This window comes from Tropicimonas sp. IMCC6043, assembly GCF_004146235.1.
Taxonomy (GTDB): Bacteria; Pseudomonadota; Alphaproteobacteria; order Rhodobacterales; family Rhodobacteraceae; genus Tropicimonas.
Window position 1 is genome coordinate 1 of sequence record NZ_SELO01000019.1, and the last position, 18788, is coordinate 18788.

The following is an 18788-nucleotide window of genomic DNA, read 5'->3' on the forward strand; positions in this document are numbered from 1 at the left end:
GATCAGCGTTTTCGACGACTACGGCGCTATCGTCGATGCCTGCTGCGCGGCATGGAACCTCTTTATAGAACAACCGGAGGTCATAACCTCGATCACCTCGCGCACATGGGCGACGGTCAACCAGTAGAGCCGCTGGTATAAGCCTTACGGCGAAGCGTTTGCTATGACGACTTGCGGTGTCGCACGCCCAAGGTCAAGTTTGTGGTGCGGAGTTCACTTGGTGAAAAACAACGGCGAAGCAGACGGATGATGGGAGGGCAGAGGCGAATACGGGCGGTCTTTTGTCGGGGCGGCACGTCGAGGGGAGTCCTGTTTCGCGGCAGTGACCTGCCGAAAGACCGCGCGGCGCGGGACCGCATCTTCCTCCATGTCCTTGGGTCGCCGGATCCCTACGGGCGGCAACTCGACGGTATGGGGGCCGGAATCTCGTCGCTGTCGAAAGTGGTGATCGTGGAGCCCTCGTCGCGCGAGGATGCCGACGTGGACTACACCTTCGTCCAGGTGGCCGTGAAGGAGCCCGTTGTCGACTATGGAACCATGTGCGGGAACATGTCCTCCGCGGTCGGTCCCTTTGCCGTCGATGAGGGCATGGTGAAAGCCGATGACGGCATCGCCACGGTCCGGGTCTTCAACACCAATACCGGCAAGCACTACACGGCACGTTTCCCGGTGAAGGGCGGGCGCGCCGTGGAGGAGGGCGACTTCGAGATCCCGGGCGTTGCGGGAACCGGCGCCCGGATCAGGCTGGATTATGCGGACCCGGGCGGCGGCGCGTCCGGCGCGCTGCTGCCGACGGGCCAGCCGCGCGACGTGCTCGAGGTTGCGGATATCGGCCGGTTCGAGGTGTCGATGGTGGACGTTTCCAACCCGGTCGTCTTCGTCCGCGCCGCAGAATTCGGCAGATCCGCGACCGAAGGGCCCGAACAACTTGAAAGGGATGCCGACCTGATGGACCGGCTTGACCGGGTCCGGCGCGCGGCCTCGGTGGCGATGGGTCTGTCATGGACGCCGGGCGAGGCGATGCTCTCCGTTCCGCGGGTCGTGATGATCGCCCCGCCATCCGATTTCACTGCGCTCGACGGGCGGCACTACGCCGCGACCGACTATCACGTCGCCACCCGCTCCGTATCGATGGGCAACATTCACCGCGCGATCATGCTGTCGGGGGCGATGTGCGTGGCCGTGGCCGGCAACATATCCGGGACCATTGTGAACGAACTGGCCGTGCCCGCGGGGACGACGCTGGTCGGCACCCCGTCGGGTCTGGTGCCGGCCGAGGCTGAGACTCGCCGGCGCGGCGACCGCTGGGAGGCCATTTCGGCCACCACCTACCGGACGCAGCGCCGGATCATGGAAGGTGCCGTTCTTGTTCCGGCTGCTCTCGTTGGGGGCGCGACCTGATTGCAGTCCGCGCCCCGCGGATTCCTCACGGACGGTGGGCATCCTCGGCCGACACCGCATCGCCTTCCATCCTCCGGGCGCGACGGCCGAGGTAGATTGGCAGGGCCACCACGAGGATCGCCAGCAGGTAGAGGACGATGCTCTTGTAGTTCCCGACCAGAATCCACCAGTCGCCGCCGGAGATCGACAAGGCCCGGCGCAGGTTGTTCTCGAAGAGCGCCCCGAGCACGAAGCCGAGGATCACCGGAGCCAGCGAGAAGTCCATCTTGCGCAGGAACCAGCCGAAGACGCCGAGACCGGTGATCATCAGCAGGTCGAAGGGGTTACCAACGATCGTGTAGATGCCGATGAAGGCCAGGATCGCGATCATCGGCGTCAGGTATTTCTGCGGGATGGTCAGCATCCGGGCAAACAGCCCCACCAGTGGCAGGTTGATGACCAAGAGAGCCACGTTGCCGATATACATCGAGGCGATCAGGCCCCAGGCGACCTCGGGCCGCTGGCTGAACATCATAGGTCCGGGTTGAATGTTGAACATCAGGAGCGCCCCGAGCAGGATCGCCGTGGTGCCGGACCCCGGGATGCCGAGCGTCAGCATCGGCACCATGGCACCGCCGGCAGCGGCGTTGTTTGCCGCCTCAGGGGCCGCCAGCCCGCGTACGTCGCCGGTGCCAAACGTCCCCTCGGTATCGCTGATCCGCTTCTCGGTGCCGTAAGCCACCGCGGAGGCAACCGAGGCGCCGGTGCCGGGCAGGATGCCGATGAAGAAGCCGATCATAGAGCTGCGAGCGATGGTCCACTTGGTCCGGGCCAGGTCGGCCCAGCGCACGAAGCTCTTGTCCACCGGGAGCGATTTCAGCTGTCCGGAGACCTGCTGCTCGACCAGCGTCAGCAGTTCCGCCATGCCGAACAGGCCCACCACGACGATCAGGAAGTCGATGCCCGCGAGGATGTCGGGAACGCCGAAAGTATAACGCGGGATGCCTGTGTTGGCGTCGATACCGATCGTCGCCAGCATCAGCCCGATCAGCGCACCGAGCAGGGTCTTGACCGTGCTCTTGCCGACCAGCGAGGCCAGGGAAGCAAAGGCGAAGACCATCAGAGCCACATAGTCGGCCGGCGAGAAGGTCACCGCAAAGGCGGCCAGAATCGGCGCAAAAAGCGACAGCAGGATCACCGCGAAGGTGCCGCCGACGAAGGAGGCGACCGCCGAGAGCGACAGCGCCCGGCCAGCATTGCCGGAGCGCGCCATCGGGTTGCCGTCGAGCGTGGTCATCACCGCGCCCGCGTCGCCCGGCACGTTTAGCAGGATCGACGAGATCCGGCCGCCGTATTCGGCGCCGTAGTAGATTCCCGCAAGCAGGATCAGTGCCGATTCCGGGCCGAAGCCGAGGCTGTAAGCAATCGGCAGCAGGATCGCCACGCCGTTGATCGGACCGAGCCCGGGCAGCGCGCCGATGAGGGTGCCGGCGAAGCAGCCGACCAGCACCAGGAAAAGGTTGAAAGGATCGAGCGCGACGCCGAAGCCGGTCGCGAGGCCGCTGAGAACGGTTTCCATCAGGAGGCTCCTTCCGCACTGGCTGGTTGCTCGGCCGGTGCCCTTTCGAACAGGGTCTCGAAGATCTCGCCCTCTGGCAGGTTCAGGTCGAGCAGGACCGCGCAAAGCAGGTATCCCCCGATCCCCGCCGCGAAGCCGAAGATGATCGCGCGCAGCACACTGGCGCCGAGCATCGCCGACAGGACCGTGCCGAAGAGGATGGTCGCCAGGATGAAGCCGAGGGGCTCGTAGAGTTCGGAATAGGCCACGAGAAGGACGACCGTGGCCGCGAGCCGGAACCAGGTCTGGCCTGCGACGTCGAGCTTGTCGGTGTCCGGTTTCCACAGGATGACCAGCAGACAGATGATCGCCACGATGGACAGGATGCGCGGCCAGCTCTCCGGGCCGAGCGGATCATACTGGAATGGCGCCTTGATGGTGGTGAATGCGATGACCGAATAGGCCAGCGTTACAAGAAGCAGCACACCGGCAAAGATGCGGTCGGCCATGTCGATCTCCCTCGACAGCGAAATCCGGGTGGACCGGCCCGCCCCGCGGCGAACGCGCGGGACGGGCCTCGTAGACGTCAGATCACTGGATCAGGCCGGCTTCCTTCGCGATCTCGCGCAGGTTCTGGACCCGCTGCTCGATCGAAGCCTGAAGTTCCGCACCGGCCATGTCGAGCGGAAGGAGACCACGCTCTTTTTGAACCGCCGCGAACTCCTCGGTCGCGTAGGCAGCCTGGAACGCATCGACCCATTTCTGGTAGTCCTCGTCGGAAACGTCGCCGCCCATGTAGAAGCCGCGCAGGATGGTCCACTCGACGTCGTAGCCCTCCTCCTTGGCGGTCGGGAACTCGGCGAAGGCTCCGTCAAGGCGTTCCGGCGACAGTACCGCCAGGATTCGCATCTGGCCGGATTCGAGATGCGGAACCATCTCGCCGACATCGCCGGTGTAGATCTCGATCGATCCGCCGAGCAGCGCCGCGATGGCATCGCCACCGCCGTCGAAGGCGACGTAGCGCATGTCCATCGGCGACGCGCCGGCCGCCTTCAGCAGAAGCGCACCCTTCATCCAGTCCTGCGATCCGACCGAACCGCCGGCCCCCAGGACGACGCTTCCGGGATCGGCCGAGAAATCGTCCATCAGCTGCGAGAGGCTCTCGTATTTGCTGTCGGCGCGGACCACGACGGCGCCGAAATCGGCCCCTGCCGTTGCCAGCCAGCGGACGTCCTTCTCGGTGAACTCGCCGTATTTGCCGGTGACGATGTTCAGCAGCGAGCCGGTGGAAAACGCGACAATCGCCGAACCGTCATCAGTGCGGGTGGTGTTGAACAGGTTGAACGCCACGGCGCCGATGCCACCGGGCATGAAGGTCACTTGTACCGGATCGGCAATATGCGGCTCTAGGCCGGTCTGGGCGATCCGGCAGGTGAGGTCGAAGCCGCCGCCGGGGTTGGCCGGCGCGACGCATTCCGGCTTGTCGATCATGACCTGGGCGAAGGCGGGGATCGCGAGACCCGCCGCGACGATGGTCGCAGCGCTGATTCGAGACAACAGCAATGGATTTCCTCCCTTGGATTTCCCGTTTCTTATCCGGCCGGATCCGACCGGGTCTCAAAGGACTAGCACAAATTTCCCGCAAGTGAATTGGTTTCCCGCGCCTGGAAGACATGTCGCGCCGCCGAGAAGGGTCATCATGCCCTTGGACTACGGATCGGTCCTCCGGTACTACTCTGAGCGATTTCGTTTTCGCGGGGCAGCGCCGGTCCCGCCCGACTGGAAGGACCGATCGCATGAACACACCGGGTACGCTTCTGCGCCACATTGTCACCGACCGCCGCGCCGTGCTGGTGCCGGGCGTGATGAACGCGCTGGCCGCACGGATCGCCGAGGACGAAGGATTCGAGGCTCTCTACGTCACAGGCGCCGGCGTTTCGAATGCCTATCTCGGCCTGCCCGATGTTGCCTTCCTCAGCCTGACCCAACTTGCCGACCATGTCGCCGCCATCCGCAACGTGACCAATCTGCCGCTGATCGTCGACGGCGATACCGGCTTCGGCAACGCGGTGAACACCTGGCACACGGTCCGCACGCTCGAACGCGCCGGTGCCAACGCCATTCAACTCGAGGACCAGGAGTTCCCGAAGCGGTGCGGTCATTTCGACGGCAAGTCGGTGATCGGGGCCGACGAGATGGCGCGCAAGATCGCTTCCGCTGCCGAAGCGCGGCACGATCCCGACTTCCTGATCATCGGCCGCACCGACGCATATGCGACCGAGGGGCTCGACGCCGCGCTCGACCGGGCGCGCCGCTACATTGCCGCGGGCGCCGACATGACCTTCGTCGAAGCGCCACGCCGGATCGAGGACATCTCGCGCATCGCGGCGGAACTCGAGGTTCCGCAAGTGGTCAATATCGTGATCGGTGGCAAGACGCCCCCGATGGAACATGCCGAGTTGGCAGAAGCGGGCGTCGGCATCGCGCTCTATGCCAATGCGGCCCTCCAAGGTGCCATGCTGGGGATGAAGACCGCTCTCTCCGCCCTGAAGGAGTCCGGCAAGTTGACGGAGGAGTCGGGAGTTGTCGTGCCCTTCGAAGAGCGTCAACGTCTTGTAGGAAAGCCGGAAGTGGACGCCATCGAGAACAAGTTCGCGGACGGCTGAGACTGGCTGGAATCCTTGCCACCCGGTAGGGACGGGCCCGTCCGGCGTTGCGACCCAAAGACTGAAAAGAAGAAGGTGTTGCGGAACTCCACAACGCATGATTGCGCGTTAACGAAATGAATAAGTTAACCGCCTCCCGGGATGGACGGCCTTCAGTTTGTTTCTGCGCTCCGCAACACCTCAGCAACTGGGGTCGTCGGCCGTTGCGTGAGCGCAAGCCGTCAACTGTGCGGCAGGATCTGCGTGCCCGTCTCACGATCAGAGACCTCGAGGCTTGATCTCTTCATTCTTTCCGCCTCTTTCGTTGAGGCCGACCCTACTTCAAGGCAGAGAAGTATGGCGAGGCTCCCGGAGGGAGTGGTCGACGACGTCGGTAGCAGGGCAAGAGAGATCGTCAATGACGCTGCCGCGGCGGGCGATGCGGCAGCGCAAGAGACCGCTGCCGGAACCAGGCGGACGCGGTTACCGGATGCGCAAACCGTCCTCTCCAAAGCATCGAATGTCATCCGGCGCCGCGGTCACGTTCAACTGGTTTCCCTGTTTGGTGTCGACGCTCCGGTCGACTTCCATCACGCAGTCCAGCCCCTCGCCGACAATTCCGTAGAGATAGGTGGTCCCGCCGAGGAACTCCGCAAACTGTGCCGTCAGGGGCATGGCAGGCTCGCCGGGTTCGGCCGGCCGGAGGTGCTCGGGACGGATGCCCACCTGTAGCCGTGTGCCCTCGGCGAGTCGGGCCGCCAACCCCGGATCCGGGAGCGGATGCCCCCCCACGCGGATTGCGCCCTCCCGGACCTCGGCCGGAAGGAAGTTCATCTTGGGCGAGCCAATGAACCCTGCAACGAACAGGTTGTCGGGGTCGTCGTAGAGCGTCGTCGGGCTGCCCACCTGCTCGATTCGTCCGCCCCGCAAGACCACGATCTTGTCGGCCAGAGTCATCGCCTCCGTCTGGTCATGTGTGACGTAGATCATCGTGTTGCCGAGACTCTGGTGCAGGCGGGCGATCTCGATCCGCATTTCCACCCGGAGTTCCGCGTCAAGGTTTGAGAGCGGTTCGTCGAAGAGGAACACGTCCGGATCGCGCACGATGGCGCGACCGATCGCAACGCGTTGCCGCTGCCCGCCCGAAAGTTGGCCGGGGCGGCGGTCGAGGTAGTCGGTGAGGCGCAACACATCGGCCGCCGCTGCGACCTTGCCGGCGATCTCCTGTTTCGGCCGTCCTGCGACCTTCAGGCCGAACCCCATGTTCTCGGCCACGCTCATATGCGGGTAGAGCGCGTAGGTCTGGAACACCATCGCGATGCCGCGGTTGGAGGGGTCGGCGTCCGTTACGTCGCGGCCGCCGATCCGGATTTCGCCCTCCGTCACCTCCTCCAGACCGGCGATCAGGCGCAGGAGCGTGGACTTTCCGCATCCGGAGGGACCGACAAAGACGACGAACTCGCCGCTCTGGATGTCAAGGTCGATGTCGTGCAGCACCTTCACGTTCCCGAACCACTTGCTGACCGCTTCCAGCGACACGCCGGACGTCCTGCGCTCGCCGAGTACGTTGTCCATCCGGGTCACTGGCCCGGCTCCCGTCGCAGCCAGACCAGCATCTCGCCGGGGTCGCGGTTGTCCCAGGCGTAATAGGGAACCGCGGAGAGCACGGCGGGTTCACGCAAGGGCGGCCCGCTGCGGTAGAGCGCATCGTCCGGCCATGTTTCCCGCTGTGCCTTGGCAGTCAGGCGGACGATGCCGCCGAGGATGTCCTCCTCGCGCGTGTCGATTGCTGCGCCATCTGCCAGCACCAGCGAGTTCAGGTCGCTTCCGTTGTCCACCCCTTCCAGACAGTAGATGAGCGGCCCCCGCGACAGCGCCACTCGCCCCTGGTCGGGTGTCACCTTGGGATGAGCAAAGATGCGCCGCGGCTCCATGCCGAGTGTCAGCTCCACCCGGTCGCCCGACCGCCAGTTTCGGGACAGCCTCAGATAGCCGTCGCGGGCTGCCGCCTCCACAGTGTCTCCATTGACAGTAAGGGATGCGCTGCCGGCCCAGCCCGGCACCCGGAGCGAGAGGGTGAACGCCACCTCCGATGCTGTCTCCACCGTGATCGAGATTGCTCCGTCCAGCGGATAGCGCGTCTCCTGCGTCAGCGTCACCTGGGTGTTCGCAACCTCGATTTCCGCCTTGCCGGCGTTGTAAAGGTGCACCGCGATCTCATCGTCGGCGACGCCGTAGAGATAGGTGCCGATAGAGGCCACCAAGCGCGAGATGTTGGGCGGGCAGCAGGGACAACGATGCCAGACCCAGCGGTGATGACCGCCCCGGCTCTCCAGCGGGTTGTCGTAGAAGAAGGTCTTGCCATCGAGCGACAGCCCGGAAAGCGCCCCGTTGTAGAGCGCCTGCTCCATGACGTCGGCATAGCGCCCGTTCGGCCCGCGCCCCAGCATCCGGCTGGCCCAGAAGACCAGCGCCACCGCCGCGCAGGTTTCGGCATAGGCCGTCTCGTTCGGCAGGTCATAGTCGAAGGTGAGCCCCTCGTTCCGCGCCGAGGGTCCGAAGCCGCCAGTCACGTAGAGGTTCTTTTCCGTCAGATGTCGCCACAGAGTGTCCAGCGGCGCATCGAGCGTTGTGTCCGAGAACTCGGTCGCGACATCGGCCATCCCTGCATAGAGATAGGCCGCCCGCACGGCGTGGCCTACAACCGCGTTCTGTTCCCGCACAGGCCGGTGGGCCTGGCAGTACTCCAGCGTGTGGAAGTGGAAGTCCTCCGGTTTTTCCCCGCGCGCGATTGCCTCCTCGTCGAAATAGCGCGGCGGCTGTCCCCGCTGGTCGACGAAGAACCGCGCCAGATCGAGATAGCGCTGTTCGCCCGTGGCCCGGCCGAGTTTCACGAGCGCCAATTCCAGTTCCGGGTGCCCGGGATAGCCGCGCTTCTGCCCTGCGGCCGGACCGAAGACCTCGGCGATGTAGTCGGCGTATCGGCACATGATTTCGAGGAATTTGCGCTTTCCGGTGACATGGAAATAGGCCACCGCGCCCTCGATCATGTGTCCGGCATTGTAGAGCTCGTGCTGGTCCCTCAGGTTGGTCCAACGCTTTTCCGGCTGAATGCGGATGAACCAGGAGTTCAGATAACCATCCTCCTGCTGGAGCCGCTCATAGGCATCGATCACGTCGTCCACCCGCGCTTCGAGCTCGGGATCGGGGGTGCGGTTCAGCGCATAGGCCGCCGCCTCGATGCTCTTGCCGAAATCGGAATCCCAGAACATCTGGGTGGTGACATTCGGGTTGTCGTCCTGGAACGGTATCACGATCCCCGGGTTCGGTCGGTCGGGGTCCACCTGGTCGAGCATGCCCGCGTCGATGCAGCGGTCGAACAGCATCCGCGCGGTGACGGTGGAGACGGTGTCAAGGCGCGGGCCGAAGAAGCCGCCGACCTCCACCTTGTCCACCGAAAGCGGGCGGAACTTGGAGCGGGTCGTGCCGGCAGCTCTGGGCGCGAGAGTTTCGTTCATAGGATGTCCTTTCGTGGCGGGCGTCTCACTTCACCGCGCCGGCTGTCAGGCCGCGGATGTAGGAGCGTTGCAGGATGAGAAAGAGGATCAGGCACGGGATCATCATTACGGTCACGCCGGCCTGCACGGCCCCCCAGTCGATGGAGCCGAACCGGCCGGAGCGGACGGCGGTCATCAGAACAGGAAGGGTAAACTTGCTCTGGTCGGTCAGAAGGACCAGCGCGGCAAGGAACTCGTTCCACGCATTGAGAAAGGCGAAGAGGCCGACCGTCACGACCCCGGGCAGCACCAGCGGCCCCATGACCTGCACCAGCATCCGCGCGCCCTTTACCCCGTCGATCCGCGCGGCCTCCTCGATCTCCTTCGGCACGGCGTCGAAGGCATTGCGCATCATGAACACAGAGAAGGGCAGTTGCAGGGTGGTGTAGATCAGGATCAGGCCGATCAGCGTGTTCTGAAGGCCCATCTTCGCCAGGAGCAGGAAGAGCGGGGTCAGGATGGACTGGAACGGCACCATGATCGTCGCGAGGACCAGCAGGAAGACGAGCCCCTTCAGCGGGAAGTTGAAGCGGGAGAAACCGTAGCCGGCCAGCGTCGAGACCACGATCGTCAGCGCCGCCGTTCCCACCGCGACGAAAAGCGAATTGCCCGAGTAGTGCAGGATCGACTGCCCGAAATTTTCCAGCCGCAGATAGCTGTCGATGCTGAACGGCCCCGATGGCCAGGGCGGCAGGGGCGGCTGGCCGGATTCGGCCTTGGTGCGGAAGCTCGCGGCGACCACCCAGAAGATCGGCGCCAGAAACAACAGCGCGACCAGCACCGCGGTGACATGAAAGACAGCCCGGTGATACCTGATCCGACCGCGGCGGCGGGCAGGGGCCCGAATGCTGGCATCCATCGTTGCCGCGTTCATCGGGTCTCTCCCCTGTCTCGTAGCAGCCGGAGCTGGATTGCGCTCAGAACCAGCAGGATCGCCAGCAGCACCACGGACAGCGCCGCGCCGTAGCCCAACCGGAACGAGACGAAGGACTCGTTGAAGATGTGGTAGACGGCGGTAACAGTCTGGTTCTGCGGCCCGCCGCTCAGGATGATGTAGAACTGGTCAAAGGCCAGCATGGAGCCGGAGACGCAGAGGATCAGCGCGAGCGCGAAGGGCCTGCGGACGAGCGGCAGGGTGATATAGCGGAACCGCTGGTGGGCTTTGGCTCCGTCGATGCGGGCAGCCTCGATGTAGTCGGCGGGAATGGATTGCAGCCCGCTCATCAGGATCACCATGTGGAAGCCTGCCATTTTCCAGACCACCATGATCGTGACCGACCAGAAGGCAGGGCCGAAGGTGGCCAGGATGTTGACGGGCTCGGAGGTAAGCCCGATTGTCTGGGCGAGCGGGGAGAAGAGGCCGGAATCCACGTTGGATAGCCACGCCCAGAGCAGGCTGGCCGAGGCGAAGCCCGTGACCACCGGCAGGAAATAGGCCGTGCGGTAGAACGCAACGCCTCTGGCCGGTCGCTCCACCATCAGCGCCAGGATGAGCGCGACGCCCAGCAGGCCGGCGGTTGCGGCGAGCGTGTATTGCACCGTGAAGCCGAGCGCGTTCCAGAAATCGGAATCCCCCAGCAGTCGGGAATAGTTGTCGAGACCGATCCACCGCGGTTTGCCCATCAGGGGCCATTTGTGAAGCGACATCCAGATCGTCATCCCGAGGGGAATCATGAAGAAGACGATGACGAGCGCCGCGGCCGGCAGCACATAGAGCAGTCCCTCCCAATCAGCGCTCCGCCGCCGGCGTCGCCGTGGTCGCGGCGTCGCGACTGCGGCCGGGGCCTTCGAGGACGTGTCGGGCATATCTGGATCTCTCACAGGTCGGGGTGGGAAGGGCTCCGGCGGTCTCCAAAGGATCACGCCGGAGTCCGTTGCGTGTGCAACAGGCGGGTTCAGCCGGCAGCGTCGATGATAGATTGCATCTCTTCCTGGCCCTCCTCCACGGCCTCATCAACAACCGCGTCGTCCTCGGCGAAGAAGGCGCGGTTCAGAGTTGTCGCCCAGGGACCGTTGCTCGAATTGATCAGGTCGTTGAACACTACGCTGTAGGGCGTTCGTCCGACCGTCATCGCCTCGGCCGAGACGAGGTTGCGCGCGTCGAGTCCTTCCAGCGCCTCAGCGGCAACGTCCGCGCGCACCGGCAGCGAGCCGTTGTTGGCAAGGATCGTCTGCCCCTCGACGGAATAGGCGAATTCGAGGAACGCCTTGATCGGCTCGAGGTTTTCGGTGTCCTGCGAGACAACGAAATTGTCGCCGCCTGCGAAAGATGAGGCGCCGCCCTCCTTGCCGGGCAGGAGCGCCACGCCATAGTCGAGATCGGGATATTGGTTGTTCAGCGCGCCGATGGCGAAAGAGCCGGAGGGCGAAATACCGATATTGCCGTTTGCGAAGGCTGCGAAGAAGTTTGCGCCGGTGTCGGTCTGTGCTCCCGCCGGAACAATGCCGGCCTGCACCATGCCGCGGTAGAAATCGATTGCCTCGCGCACTTCCGGAGAGGCAAGCGTGGCCGTCTTGCCTTCGTCGGCAAAGATGTCGCCCCCCGATGCCCAGATCAGCGGTGTGAATGTGAAGACGTTGCAGCCGCCGCAACTACCGGAAAAGTAGAAGCCGTAGGTGTCGTCACCGAGCGCGGCGATGGCCTCCGCGTCCTCCCGGATCTCGGCCCAGGTGGTCGGCCCTTGCTCCGGGTCGAGCCCGGCCGCGCGATAGAGGTCCTTGTTCCACAGCAGCACGGAAGCGTCGGCCGAGAAGGGCAGTCCGTAGATCCTGCCATCATAGGTGCCGACCGACATGTGGGCCGGGGAAAGCGCATCGCGATAGGGCAACGACTCGACCAGATCGGTGATGTCCTTGAGTTGTCCTGCAGCAGCGAAGGCCGGGGTGTAGATCAGGTCCAGCGAGAGCGCGTCCGGGGCCGACCCACCCGCTGCCGCGATGGCGTATTTCTGAACGAGTTCGTTCACGGGAACGATCTGAAGTTGTGCTTCGTGCTCGCCCTTGGCGTTGAAGGCTTCCACCAATTTCGGCATGAACTCGGAGCCATCCGAGCGAACCCACAGGGTGAAGGAGTCGGCTTGGGCGACGCCGCCGAGCCCCGTGGCCGCCAGGATCAGCGCGCCGGAAAGTATCTTGGTCTTCATGGTCTTCCTCCCGATGTTTTTCACCCGTGCAGGGGTGAATAAGGTTTGCATTTCCGATGGGTCGCCCGTCGCTTCACTGCGCGGGCACGAAGGTGGAATAATTCAGAGTGGTCGGTGCCCCGGCGGGGCGCTCGACTCCCGCACAACGAGCCGGCAGGGCGTGCGGGTTATGCCCGGTTCAACTGGCTTGCCGTCGATCAGATCGAGCATGGCCTGTCCCGCAGTCTGGCCGAGATCGAACAAGCCCATGTCCACTGTCGTGAGCGGCGGGCGTGTGGCCTTGGCGAAAATCTCCCAGTTGTCGAAGCCCACCACCGAGATGTCGTCCGGCACCCGCAGGCCAAGCAGGGTCAAGCCGTCAATCACACCTCGCGCGATCTGGTCATTGCCGCAGAAGATGCCATCGGGACGTTCCGCCGGGCCGTCCGGATCGAACATCGTCTGGGCGGTGCGATAGCCGAAATCCTCCGACCACTCTCCGAAAAGGGCCTCTCCGAACGGCGCAAGCTCATGTTCCTCAAGAATTTCCCGCCATCCCTGCGCGCGCAGGGCCGTCGCGGCGAACTGTCTCGGGCCGGTAATATGGGCGATCCGCTGCCGTCCGACCGCAACGAGATGCGCGACGGCGGCACGTGCACCGCCGATGTCGTCGGGCACGAAACCCACCGCGCCAGGAGGACAGGCGGAATTGACGTAGATCACCGGGACGCGCTGGTGCGGAATATCGATCGGAAGGCCGCGGTCGATGCGCTTTCCGGCCACGATCAGCCCGTCCACGCATTTCTCCTCCATCGCCTGGAGGTCAAGCCGCGTTCGCTCGGCATCCTTTTCGCCGGCGCAGAGGAAGACCGATACGCCACGATCGACCATACCCGAGCTCAAACCCGCCGCGATCGGCAGGGTGAAGCGCCCGTACGAGTCGTTGGTCAGAAGGCCGAGCGTGAACGACCGCCGGCTGACCAGACCACGTGCCATCGAGTTCGGCCGGTATCCCAACTGGTCCGCCGCCGCTCTGACCTTCTCGCGGGTCGCCTCGGTCATCCGGCCGGTATCGTTCAGCGCTCGGGACGCCGTGGTTACACTCACTCCCGCCATCTCCGCGACGTCGCGGATCGTGACCCGAGCAAGCCCTCGCCCGGCTGGCGCAGCCTTCGACTGTTCTGGTCCTTCGCCCGGCACGGACGCACCCTCCGCAGTATTTGAGCAAACGTTATACCTCTATGGGATAACGTTTGCGCAAAAAGGTGACACAGCGCTTGGCATCTGTCAACGAGTGTCTCCGCGATCATCGGCGGCGGCAGGCGATGGACGGGCGGGATTGCGTGAAATGTCTGCTGGAACTACTTCGCAGGGCCTTGTCGGATACCGAGAATGGTCCGATGGAGCCGTTGGGCATCGACCGGGTGGATCGGCTCGCTCTTATGTTGGGGCCGATCTCACGCGGGGCCAACGGGACACAGGGCGCCAATGTTTGGGCGAGGCCCGGACCAATGCACGGAAGTCACCGGATCCTGTCGAGCAACGATTCGCGGGCGACAGGTGCTCGCGCGCTCTCAACCTCTCGCCCCGATCCTGTGGCCTGCATTGCGGGGCGCTCTCTTCACCGATGGACCGATTTTTCAACCGGCCCATCCACGGAAGCACTCGCTGCGAGGTCGTCGAGGATGGGGCAGTCGGGCCGGTTGTCGCCGGCGCATTCGTGGACGAGGTGCGAGAGGGTCCGGCGCATGGCCAGAAGTTCCTCGACCTTGGCATCGATCCGCGTGAGGTGATCGCTGGCGATCTTCTTGACGTCGGCGCTGGCACGTCCGTCGTCCTCGTAGAGTTTCAGCAAGGTCCGGCAATCGTCAATGGTGAAACCCAGCGACCGTGCGCGGCCGAGGAAGGCGAGCTTGTGCAGGTCGCTTTCGCGGAAGCTGCGATAACCGTTGCCGCTCCGGAGCGGCGATACCAGCCCGATATCCTCGTAGTAGCGGATGGTTTTCGGCGGCAGACCAGACCGGCGGGCGACGTCTCCGATATTCATAGCGAGACTCCTTATTCAGCGGGAGCAGGTGAGAGAGGCTGCCCTATCGGCGCGCGAGGGGCCTCATCGTCCCGCAGTACGGGTTCGACAAAGCGCAGCCTCAGGGCATTGGACAGCACGAAGACCGACGACAGCGCCATGGCGCCGGCCGCCAGCACCGGCGACAGCAGAATGCCGAAGGCAGGGTAGAGGACCCCGGCGGCGACCGGGATCAGCGCGGTGTTGTACCCGAAGGCCCAGCCGAGGTTCTGACGGATGTTGCGCATCGTGCGGGCCGAGATGTCGAAGGCATTGACCACGCCGCGCAGGTCACCGGTCATCAGCACCACGTCGGCACTCTCGATGGCGACATCGGTGCCGGTGCCGATGGCGATGCCGATATCGGCATGGGCGAGCGCGGGTGCGTCGTTGATGCCGTCGCCGACGAAGGCGAGCTTGCGGCCACCGTCGCGCAGCGCGTCGAGCGCCGCCACCTTGCCGTCCGGCAGGACCTCGGCGACCACGTGGTCGATGCCCAGCTCGCGGGCGATCGCATCTGCCGTTGCCTTTGCGTCGCCGGTGATCATCGCGACCTGCAACCCAAGGGCGTGCAGCGCGTCGATGGCCATGCGGGAGGTGGGTTTCACGGGGTCCGACACTGCGAACACGGCTGCGATCTCGCCATCGACGGCGGCGAAAAGCGGAGTCTTGCCCGCGGCGGCATAGGCCGCTCCGGTGGCGGCAAGCTCTCCCAGGGCAATCCCCTCGCGCTCCATCAGTCGCCGGGCGCCGACCAGCACGTCCTTCCCGTCGACTTTTCCGCGGACACCGAATCCGGTGATCGAGGCAAAATCCTCGGCCTCCGACAGGCCCGCGCCGTTGCCGGCAGCTTCCAGGATTGCCTTGGCCACGGGATGCTCGGAGCTGGCCTCGACGGCGGCAACGGATCGCAGCGTGGCGTCACGGTCCCGGCCCGGAGCCAGTTCGATGTCGGTCAGTGCCGGTTTGCCTAGGGTGATCGTGCCGGTCTTGTCGAGCGCCACGACGCCGACATCCTGAAGCCCTTGCAACGCATCCCCCTTGCGGAAGAGCACACCAAGCTCGGCGGCCCGGCCCGTGCCGACCATGATCGAGGTGGGCGTCGCCAGACCCATGGCACAGGGACAGGCGATGATCAGCACTGCCACCCCGGCAACCAGTGCGTAGGTCAGCGCCGGATCGGGACCGAAGAGGAGCCAGACCAACACGGTGAGCGCCGCCAACGTCATGACGGCCGGGACGAACCACATGGTGATCCGGTCGACCAGCCCCTGAATCGGCAGCTTGGCGCCCTGTGCCTCCTCGACCATGCGGATGATCTGCGCCAACATCGTGTCAGCGCCGACCTTCGTCGCGCGGAAGGAAATCGTGCCGGTGCCGTTGACCGTTCCGCCGACGACGGTATCTCCCGCCTCCTTGCCAACGGGGATCGGCTCGCCCGTAAGCATGCTCTCGTCGACATAGCTCGCGCCCGAGACTACCTCGCCATCCACCGCGATCCGCTCGCCCGGACGCACGCGGATCACGTCGCCGACCACGATCTGCTCGATCGGAAGTTCGATGGTCTCTCCGCCGCGTTCAACCATTGCCGATTTCGCCTGCAACCCGATCAGCTTGCGGATTGCCTGGCCCGTGCGCCCCTTCGCGCGAGCCTCCAGCCAGCGGCCGAGCAGGATCAGCACGACGATCACCGCCGCGGCCTCGAAATAGACCGCGCGGGTCTCGGCCGGCAGCACCGACGGCAGGAAGGTCGCGATCACCGAGTAGCCATAGGCCGCCGAGGTGCCGATCGCCACGAGGCTGTTCATGTCCGGCGCGCCGCGGAATAGCGCCGGGTAGCCCTTCAGGTAGAAGCGCCGGCCCGGACCAAAGATCACAAGGCTCGTCAGCACGAACTGGATCACCCAACTCGCCTGATGGCCGATGGTGTTGCCGATGAGCGCATGGAGTCCCGGAAAGGCGTGCCCGCCCATTTCCAGCAGGAACACCGGCAGGGTCAGCGCGCCCGCGATGAATGTCAGGCGCCTGAGTTCCGCCGCTTCCGCCTCCTTGCGCGCTCCGGCCTCCGGTGCTGCGCTGGCGGCCTCCGGCAGGGAGGCCGGGTAACCGGCCTCGGTGGCTGTCCGTACCAGCAGGTCCGGCGTTACCTGGCCCTCGAGATACCGCACGCGCGCCGTCTCGCTCGCGAGATTGACCGACGCCTCGAGCACGCCCGGCACCTTGGCCAGCGCACGCTCGACCCGGCCCACGCATGAAGCGCAGGACATGTTCTCGACCCGTAGTGTCAGTTCGCCGGTGCGCGCCGGATAGCCGGCCTTCTCGAGCGCCTCCGTGACGGCCGCAATGTCGGCCTGCTCCGCGAAATCGACGCGGGCGCTCTCGCTGGCAAGGTTGACAGCGGCCTTTTCGACTCCTGGCAACGCACCCAGCGTCCGTTCGACACGACCGACACAGGAGGCGCAGGACATGCCCTCCACGGAAAGATTCAATGTGCTCATTCCAGCCTCCAGCGACTCAGGATATCTCTAGCTGGTTCCCCACATAAGGGTTCCCCTGACTGGAAGGTCAAGGAGGGTCACGGAAAAACCTTGGACCCGGCTCTTGCTCCGGCGGTGCAATAGTCGCAGGCAGGCGTCTCAAGCCGGGGTGCGGCGTAGAAAGGTCTTGACCTTCCCGCGCTGGAATCGCCGATCGGGTGAAAAAAAAGGAGACGACCATGACTCGATTCACAGTACCGGACATGAGCTGCGGCCACTGCACGGCCGCCATCGAAAAGGCCATCAAGGAAATCGACGCGCAGGCGAAAGTCGACTGCAACCTCGAGGATCGCTCGGTTTCGATCTCGAGCGAGTTGTCGGCGCAGGCTCTGCAATCGGCGATCCAAGAAGCCGGATATAGCTCCGAGGCGGCCTAAGAGGCATAAAGGGCCGGTGGCGTGAAGCCGCCGGAACGACGGCAGGCGTCCTGCGAAAGCCGGACGCCTGTGTTGAGGCGACGGACTCCAATTGTAGGGCAGAGTTCACTCGGCCTCGGTCCGGGTCGCCTGTATTTCGCGGATACGATCGGGCCATGTGGACTTGATGAAGGCAATGATGTCCCAGATTTCCGCGTCGCTCAGGCTATCTCCAAAGCCCGGCATGCCGCTCTCGAACTCGATACCCTGCTGCGCCAGTGTCTCGGCACCGCCGAGCCTCGTATAGGTGAAGAGCAGCCCGTCGCCGTGATGCCAGGTGTGGCCGGTATGGTCGTGCGGCGGGGCGGGCGCCGGACCGTCCGAGCCGCCCGATTGCCAGTCGGCCTGCCCTTCGAGCCGGGTGCCATGACAGTCGGCGCAATGCTCCTGATAGAGCGCAGCGCCGGCGGCGATGTCGACATCTTCGGGCTGGCGAAGCGGCGCCGATCCGCCTGTCAGGAGGATTGCGAAAATCGCGCCGATTGCGATTGCGCCGGCTCCGATAAGTGTTGGGACCGGTCTCATCCTGGCACCTTGATGCGGATATTCATGCTCGATGCTGCCCCTCGGACATTTGACAGTTTTGCTCGCGGGTCATGGACACACGGACATCATGCGCCCGCTGCGACGGAGTGGTGGTTCCATGGTCGCTCCCCATAATCTCGGTTGGACGGTCCGTCCGACGCCAATGCCTTGCTCACGATGTCCGCGTCCTTTCCCGGCCCCAATCTGGATGCCACCTTCCAGTGCGGAAAGGTCAACGGCGCATCGATAACGAGTGAGTGACTCCGGTCGTGCCCGCGCATGAAGGACTTTCTCGATCAGCCGGTGTTGTCAGCGGTGTCTGTCCTCAACCAAGCGAGGATGGCGCCGAGGATAACCCATCCGGCGAGCCCGGCGCCGAGCGCCCGGCTGGCGAACAGCGCTGCAAGCTCCTGCGGCACCGGCCCGTCGAAATGCTCGGGTCGCGGCGCACCGATCACATGCGGAGCGAGAAGCAGAATCGCGGCGGCCGCGATGTGCCAGTGTCGCCGGCCAAAAGCCAGAAGCCAGAGGGCAACGGCGGTGGCAGCAACGGTTGCATACCACCAGATCTGCCGCTGCGAGAGGTCCACATGCGCGGACCCCGGCACTTCGGGTGGCAGCGAGAAGGCCGGTGCCAGCTGTGCCGCCACGAAGCCACATATCCCCCAGACGGCGCCGGAACGCAGCGAGATCGGCTGTTCGTCTGCTGTTGCCAGCGACATCGCCGCGGTCAGCAGCAGTCCGTACCCAGCATAGATCAGCATCGAAAAGAGCAGGCTCAGACCGTCGCGCAGGGGAGCGATCCCGCTCCATGGCTGCTGTGCCGACACGGCCTCCGCTCCGAGATGCACGAGTTCGCCGGCCTCGTAGAGTTCCGCGTGAAGCAGCACCGGCTGCACGAATGCTAGCTGCAGCAGGCCCGTGAGCAGGCCCGCTGCAGCCCCTGCGACGATGCCGCTGGTCAGACTTTTCAGGATCATCGA

The 18788-nt window shown here is 64.8% G+C and carries 16 protein-coding genes; 3 read left to right on the forward strand and 13 right to left on the reverse strand.

Annotation, left to right across the window (positions count from 1 at the left end):
• Nucleotides 1–249 precede the first annotated feature (249 nt).
• Nucleotides 250–1401 carry a 2-methylaconitate cis-trans isomerase PrpF family protein gene (locus tag EU800_RS16245; protein ID WP_207209926.1) on the forward strand — a complete coding sequence of 384 codons (1152 nt, stop codon included), beginning with the start codon at nt 250–252 and terminating at the stop codon, nt 1399–1401.
• Nucleotides 1402–1426: 25 nt separating this feature from the next.
• Here EU800_RS16245 and EU800_RS16250 read toward each other — a convergent pair whose 3' ends face one another.
• From EU800_RS16250 to EU800_RS16260, 3 genes are all read right to left on the reverse strand, one after another.
• Entirely contained in the window at nt 1427–2959 is a 1533-nt protein-coding gene (locus EU800_RS16250; protein WP_129634086.1) for a tripartite tricarboxylate transporter permease, read from the reverse strand.
• Nucleotides 2959–3447 (reverse strand): tripartite tricarboxylate transporter TctB family protein, encoded by a 489-nt coding sequence (locus EU800_RS16255; protein WP_129634087.1) that lies wholly within the window; start codon nt 3445–3447, stop codon nt 2959–2961. Before EU800_RS16255 ends, EU800_RS16250 begins: the two co-directional genes overlap by 1 nt.
• A gap of 82 nt (nt 3448–3529) precedes the next feature.
• On the reverse strand, nt 3530–4495 hold the full coding sequence (locus EU800_RS16260) for a tripartite tricarboxylate transporter substrate binding protein (RefSeq protein WP_242500607.1): 966 nt from the start codon (nt 4493–4495) through the stop codon (nt 3530–3532).
• A 239-nt stretch (nt 4496–4734) separates the two neighbouring features.
• Here EU800_RS16260 and EU800_RS16265 point away from each other — a divergent pair, with 239 nt between their 5' ends.
• A complete protein-coding gene (locus EU800_RS16265) occupies nt 4735–5604 on the forward strand; it encodes an oxaloacetate decarboxylase (protein ID WP_129634089.1) in 870 nt (289 codons plus the stop codon).
• 462 nt (nt 5605–6066) lie between these two features.
• On the opposite strand, the gene EU800_RS16270 is transcribed toward EU800_RS16265, so the two are convergent.
• The 8 genes from EU800_RS16270 to EU800_RS16305 form a co-directional block, all read right to left on the reverse strand.
• Entirely contained in the window at nt 6067–7158 is a 1092-nt protein-coding gene (locus tag EU800_RS16270) for an ABC transporter ATP-binding protein (RefSeq protein ID WP_129634163.1), read from the reverse strand.
• 5 nt (nt 7159–7163) lie between these two features.
• Nucleotides 7164–9101, reverse strand: coding sequence for a glycoside hydrolase family 127 protein (locus EU800_RS16275; RefSeq protein WP_129634090.1), 1938 nt, complete (start codon nt 9099–9101; stop codon nt 7164–7166).
• Nucleotides 9102–9126: 25 nt separating this feature from the next.
• Nucleotides 9127–10014, reverse strand: a complete 888-nt coding sequence (locus EU800_RS16280) for a carbohydrate ABC transporter permease (RefSeq protein WP_129634091.1) — start codon at nt 10012–10014, stop codon at nt 9127–9129.
• Nucleotides 10011–10946, reverse strand: a complete 936-nt coding sequence (locus EU800_RS16285) for a carbohydrate ABC transporter permease (protein WP_129634092.1) — start codon at nt 10944–10946, stop codon at nt 10011–10013. The genes EU800_RS16280 and EU800_RS16285 overlap by 4 nt, the downstream gene beginning before the upstream one ends.
• An 89-nt stretch (nt 10947–11035) precedes the next feature.
• A complete protein-coding gene (locus tag EU800_RS16290; protein ID WP_129634093.1) occupies nt 11036–12283 on the reverse strand; it encodes a sugar ABC transporter substrate-binding protein in 1248 nt (415 codons plus the stop codon).
• A 102-nt stretch (nt 12284–12385) separates the two neighbouring features.
• Entirely contained in the window at nt 12386–13462 is a 1077-nt protein-coding gene (locus tag EU800_RS16295) for a LacI family DNA-binding transcriptional regulator (protein ID WP_256369774.1), read from the reverse strand.
• Nucleotides 13463–13883: 421 nt separating this feature from the next.
• The gene (cueR, locus tag EU800_RS16300) at nt 13884–14309 is read right to left on the reverse strand and encodes a Cu(I)-responsive transcriptional regulator (protein ID WP_129634094.1); all 426 of its coding nucleotides are present in this window, start codon (nt 14307–14309) and stop codon (nt 13884–13886) included.
• Nucleotides 14310–14320: 11 nt separating this feature from the next.
• The gene (locus EU800_RS16305; RefSeq protein WP_129634095.1) at nt 14321–16825 is read right to left on the reverse strand and encodes a heavy metal translocating P-type ATPase; all 2505 of its coding nucleotides are present in this window, start codon (nt 16823–16825) and stop codon (nt 14321–14323) included.
• 218 nt (nt 16826–17043) lie between these two features.
• On the opposite strand from EU800_RS16305, the gene EU800_RS16310 reads away from it, so the two are divergent.
• Complete coding sequence (locus EU800_RS16310) at nt 17044–17241, forward strand: heavy-metal-associated domain-containing protein (protein WP_129634096.1); 198 nt, start codon at nt 17044–17046, stop codon at nt 17239–17241.
• Nucleotides 17242–17346: 105 nt separating this feature from the next.
• Here the strand turns inward: EU800_RS16310 and EU800_RS16315 are convergent, their stop codons facing one another.
• Nucleotides 17347–17805 carry a cytochrome c gene (locus EU800_RS16315; RefSeq protein WP_129634097.1) on the reverse strand — a complete coding sequence of 153 codons (459 nt, stop codon included), beginning with the start codon at nt 17803–17805 and terminating at the stop codon, nt 17347–17349.
• Nucleotides 17806–18101: 296 nt separating this feature from the next.
• A complete protein-coding gene (locus EU800_RS16320) occupies nt 18102–18785 on the reverse strand; it encodes a CbtA family protein (protein WP_129634098.1) in 684 nt (227 codons plus the stop codon).
• Nucleotides 18786–18788: the final 3 nt, after the last annotated feature.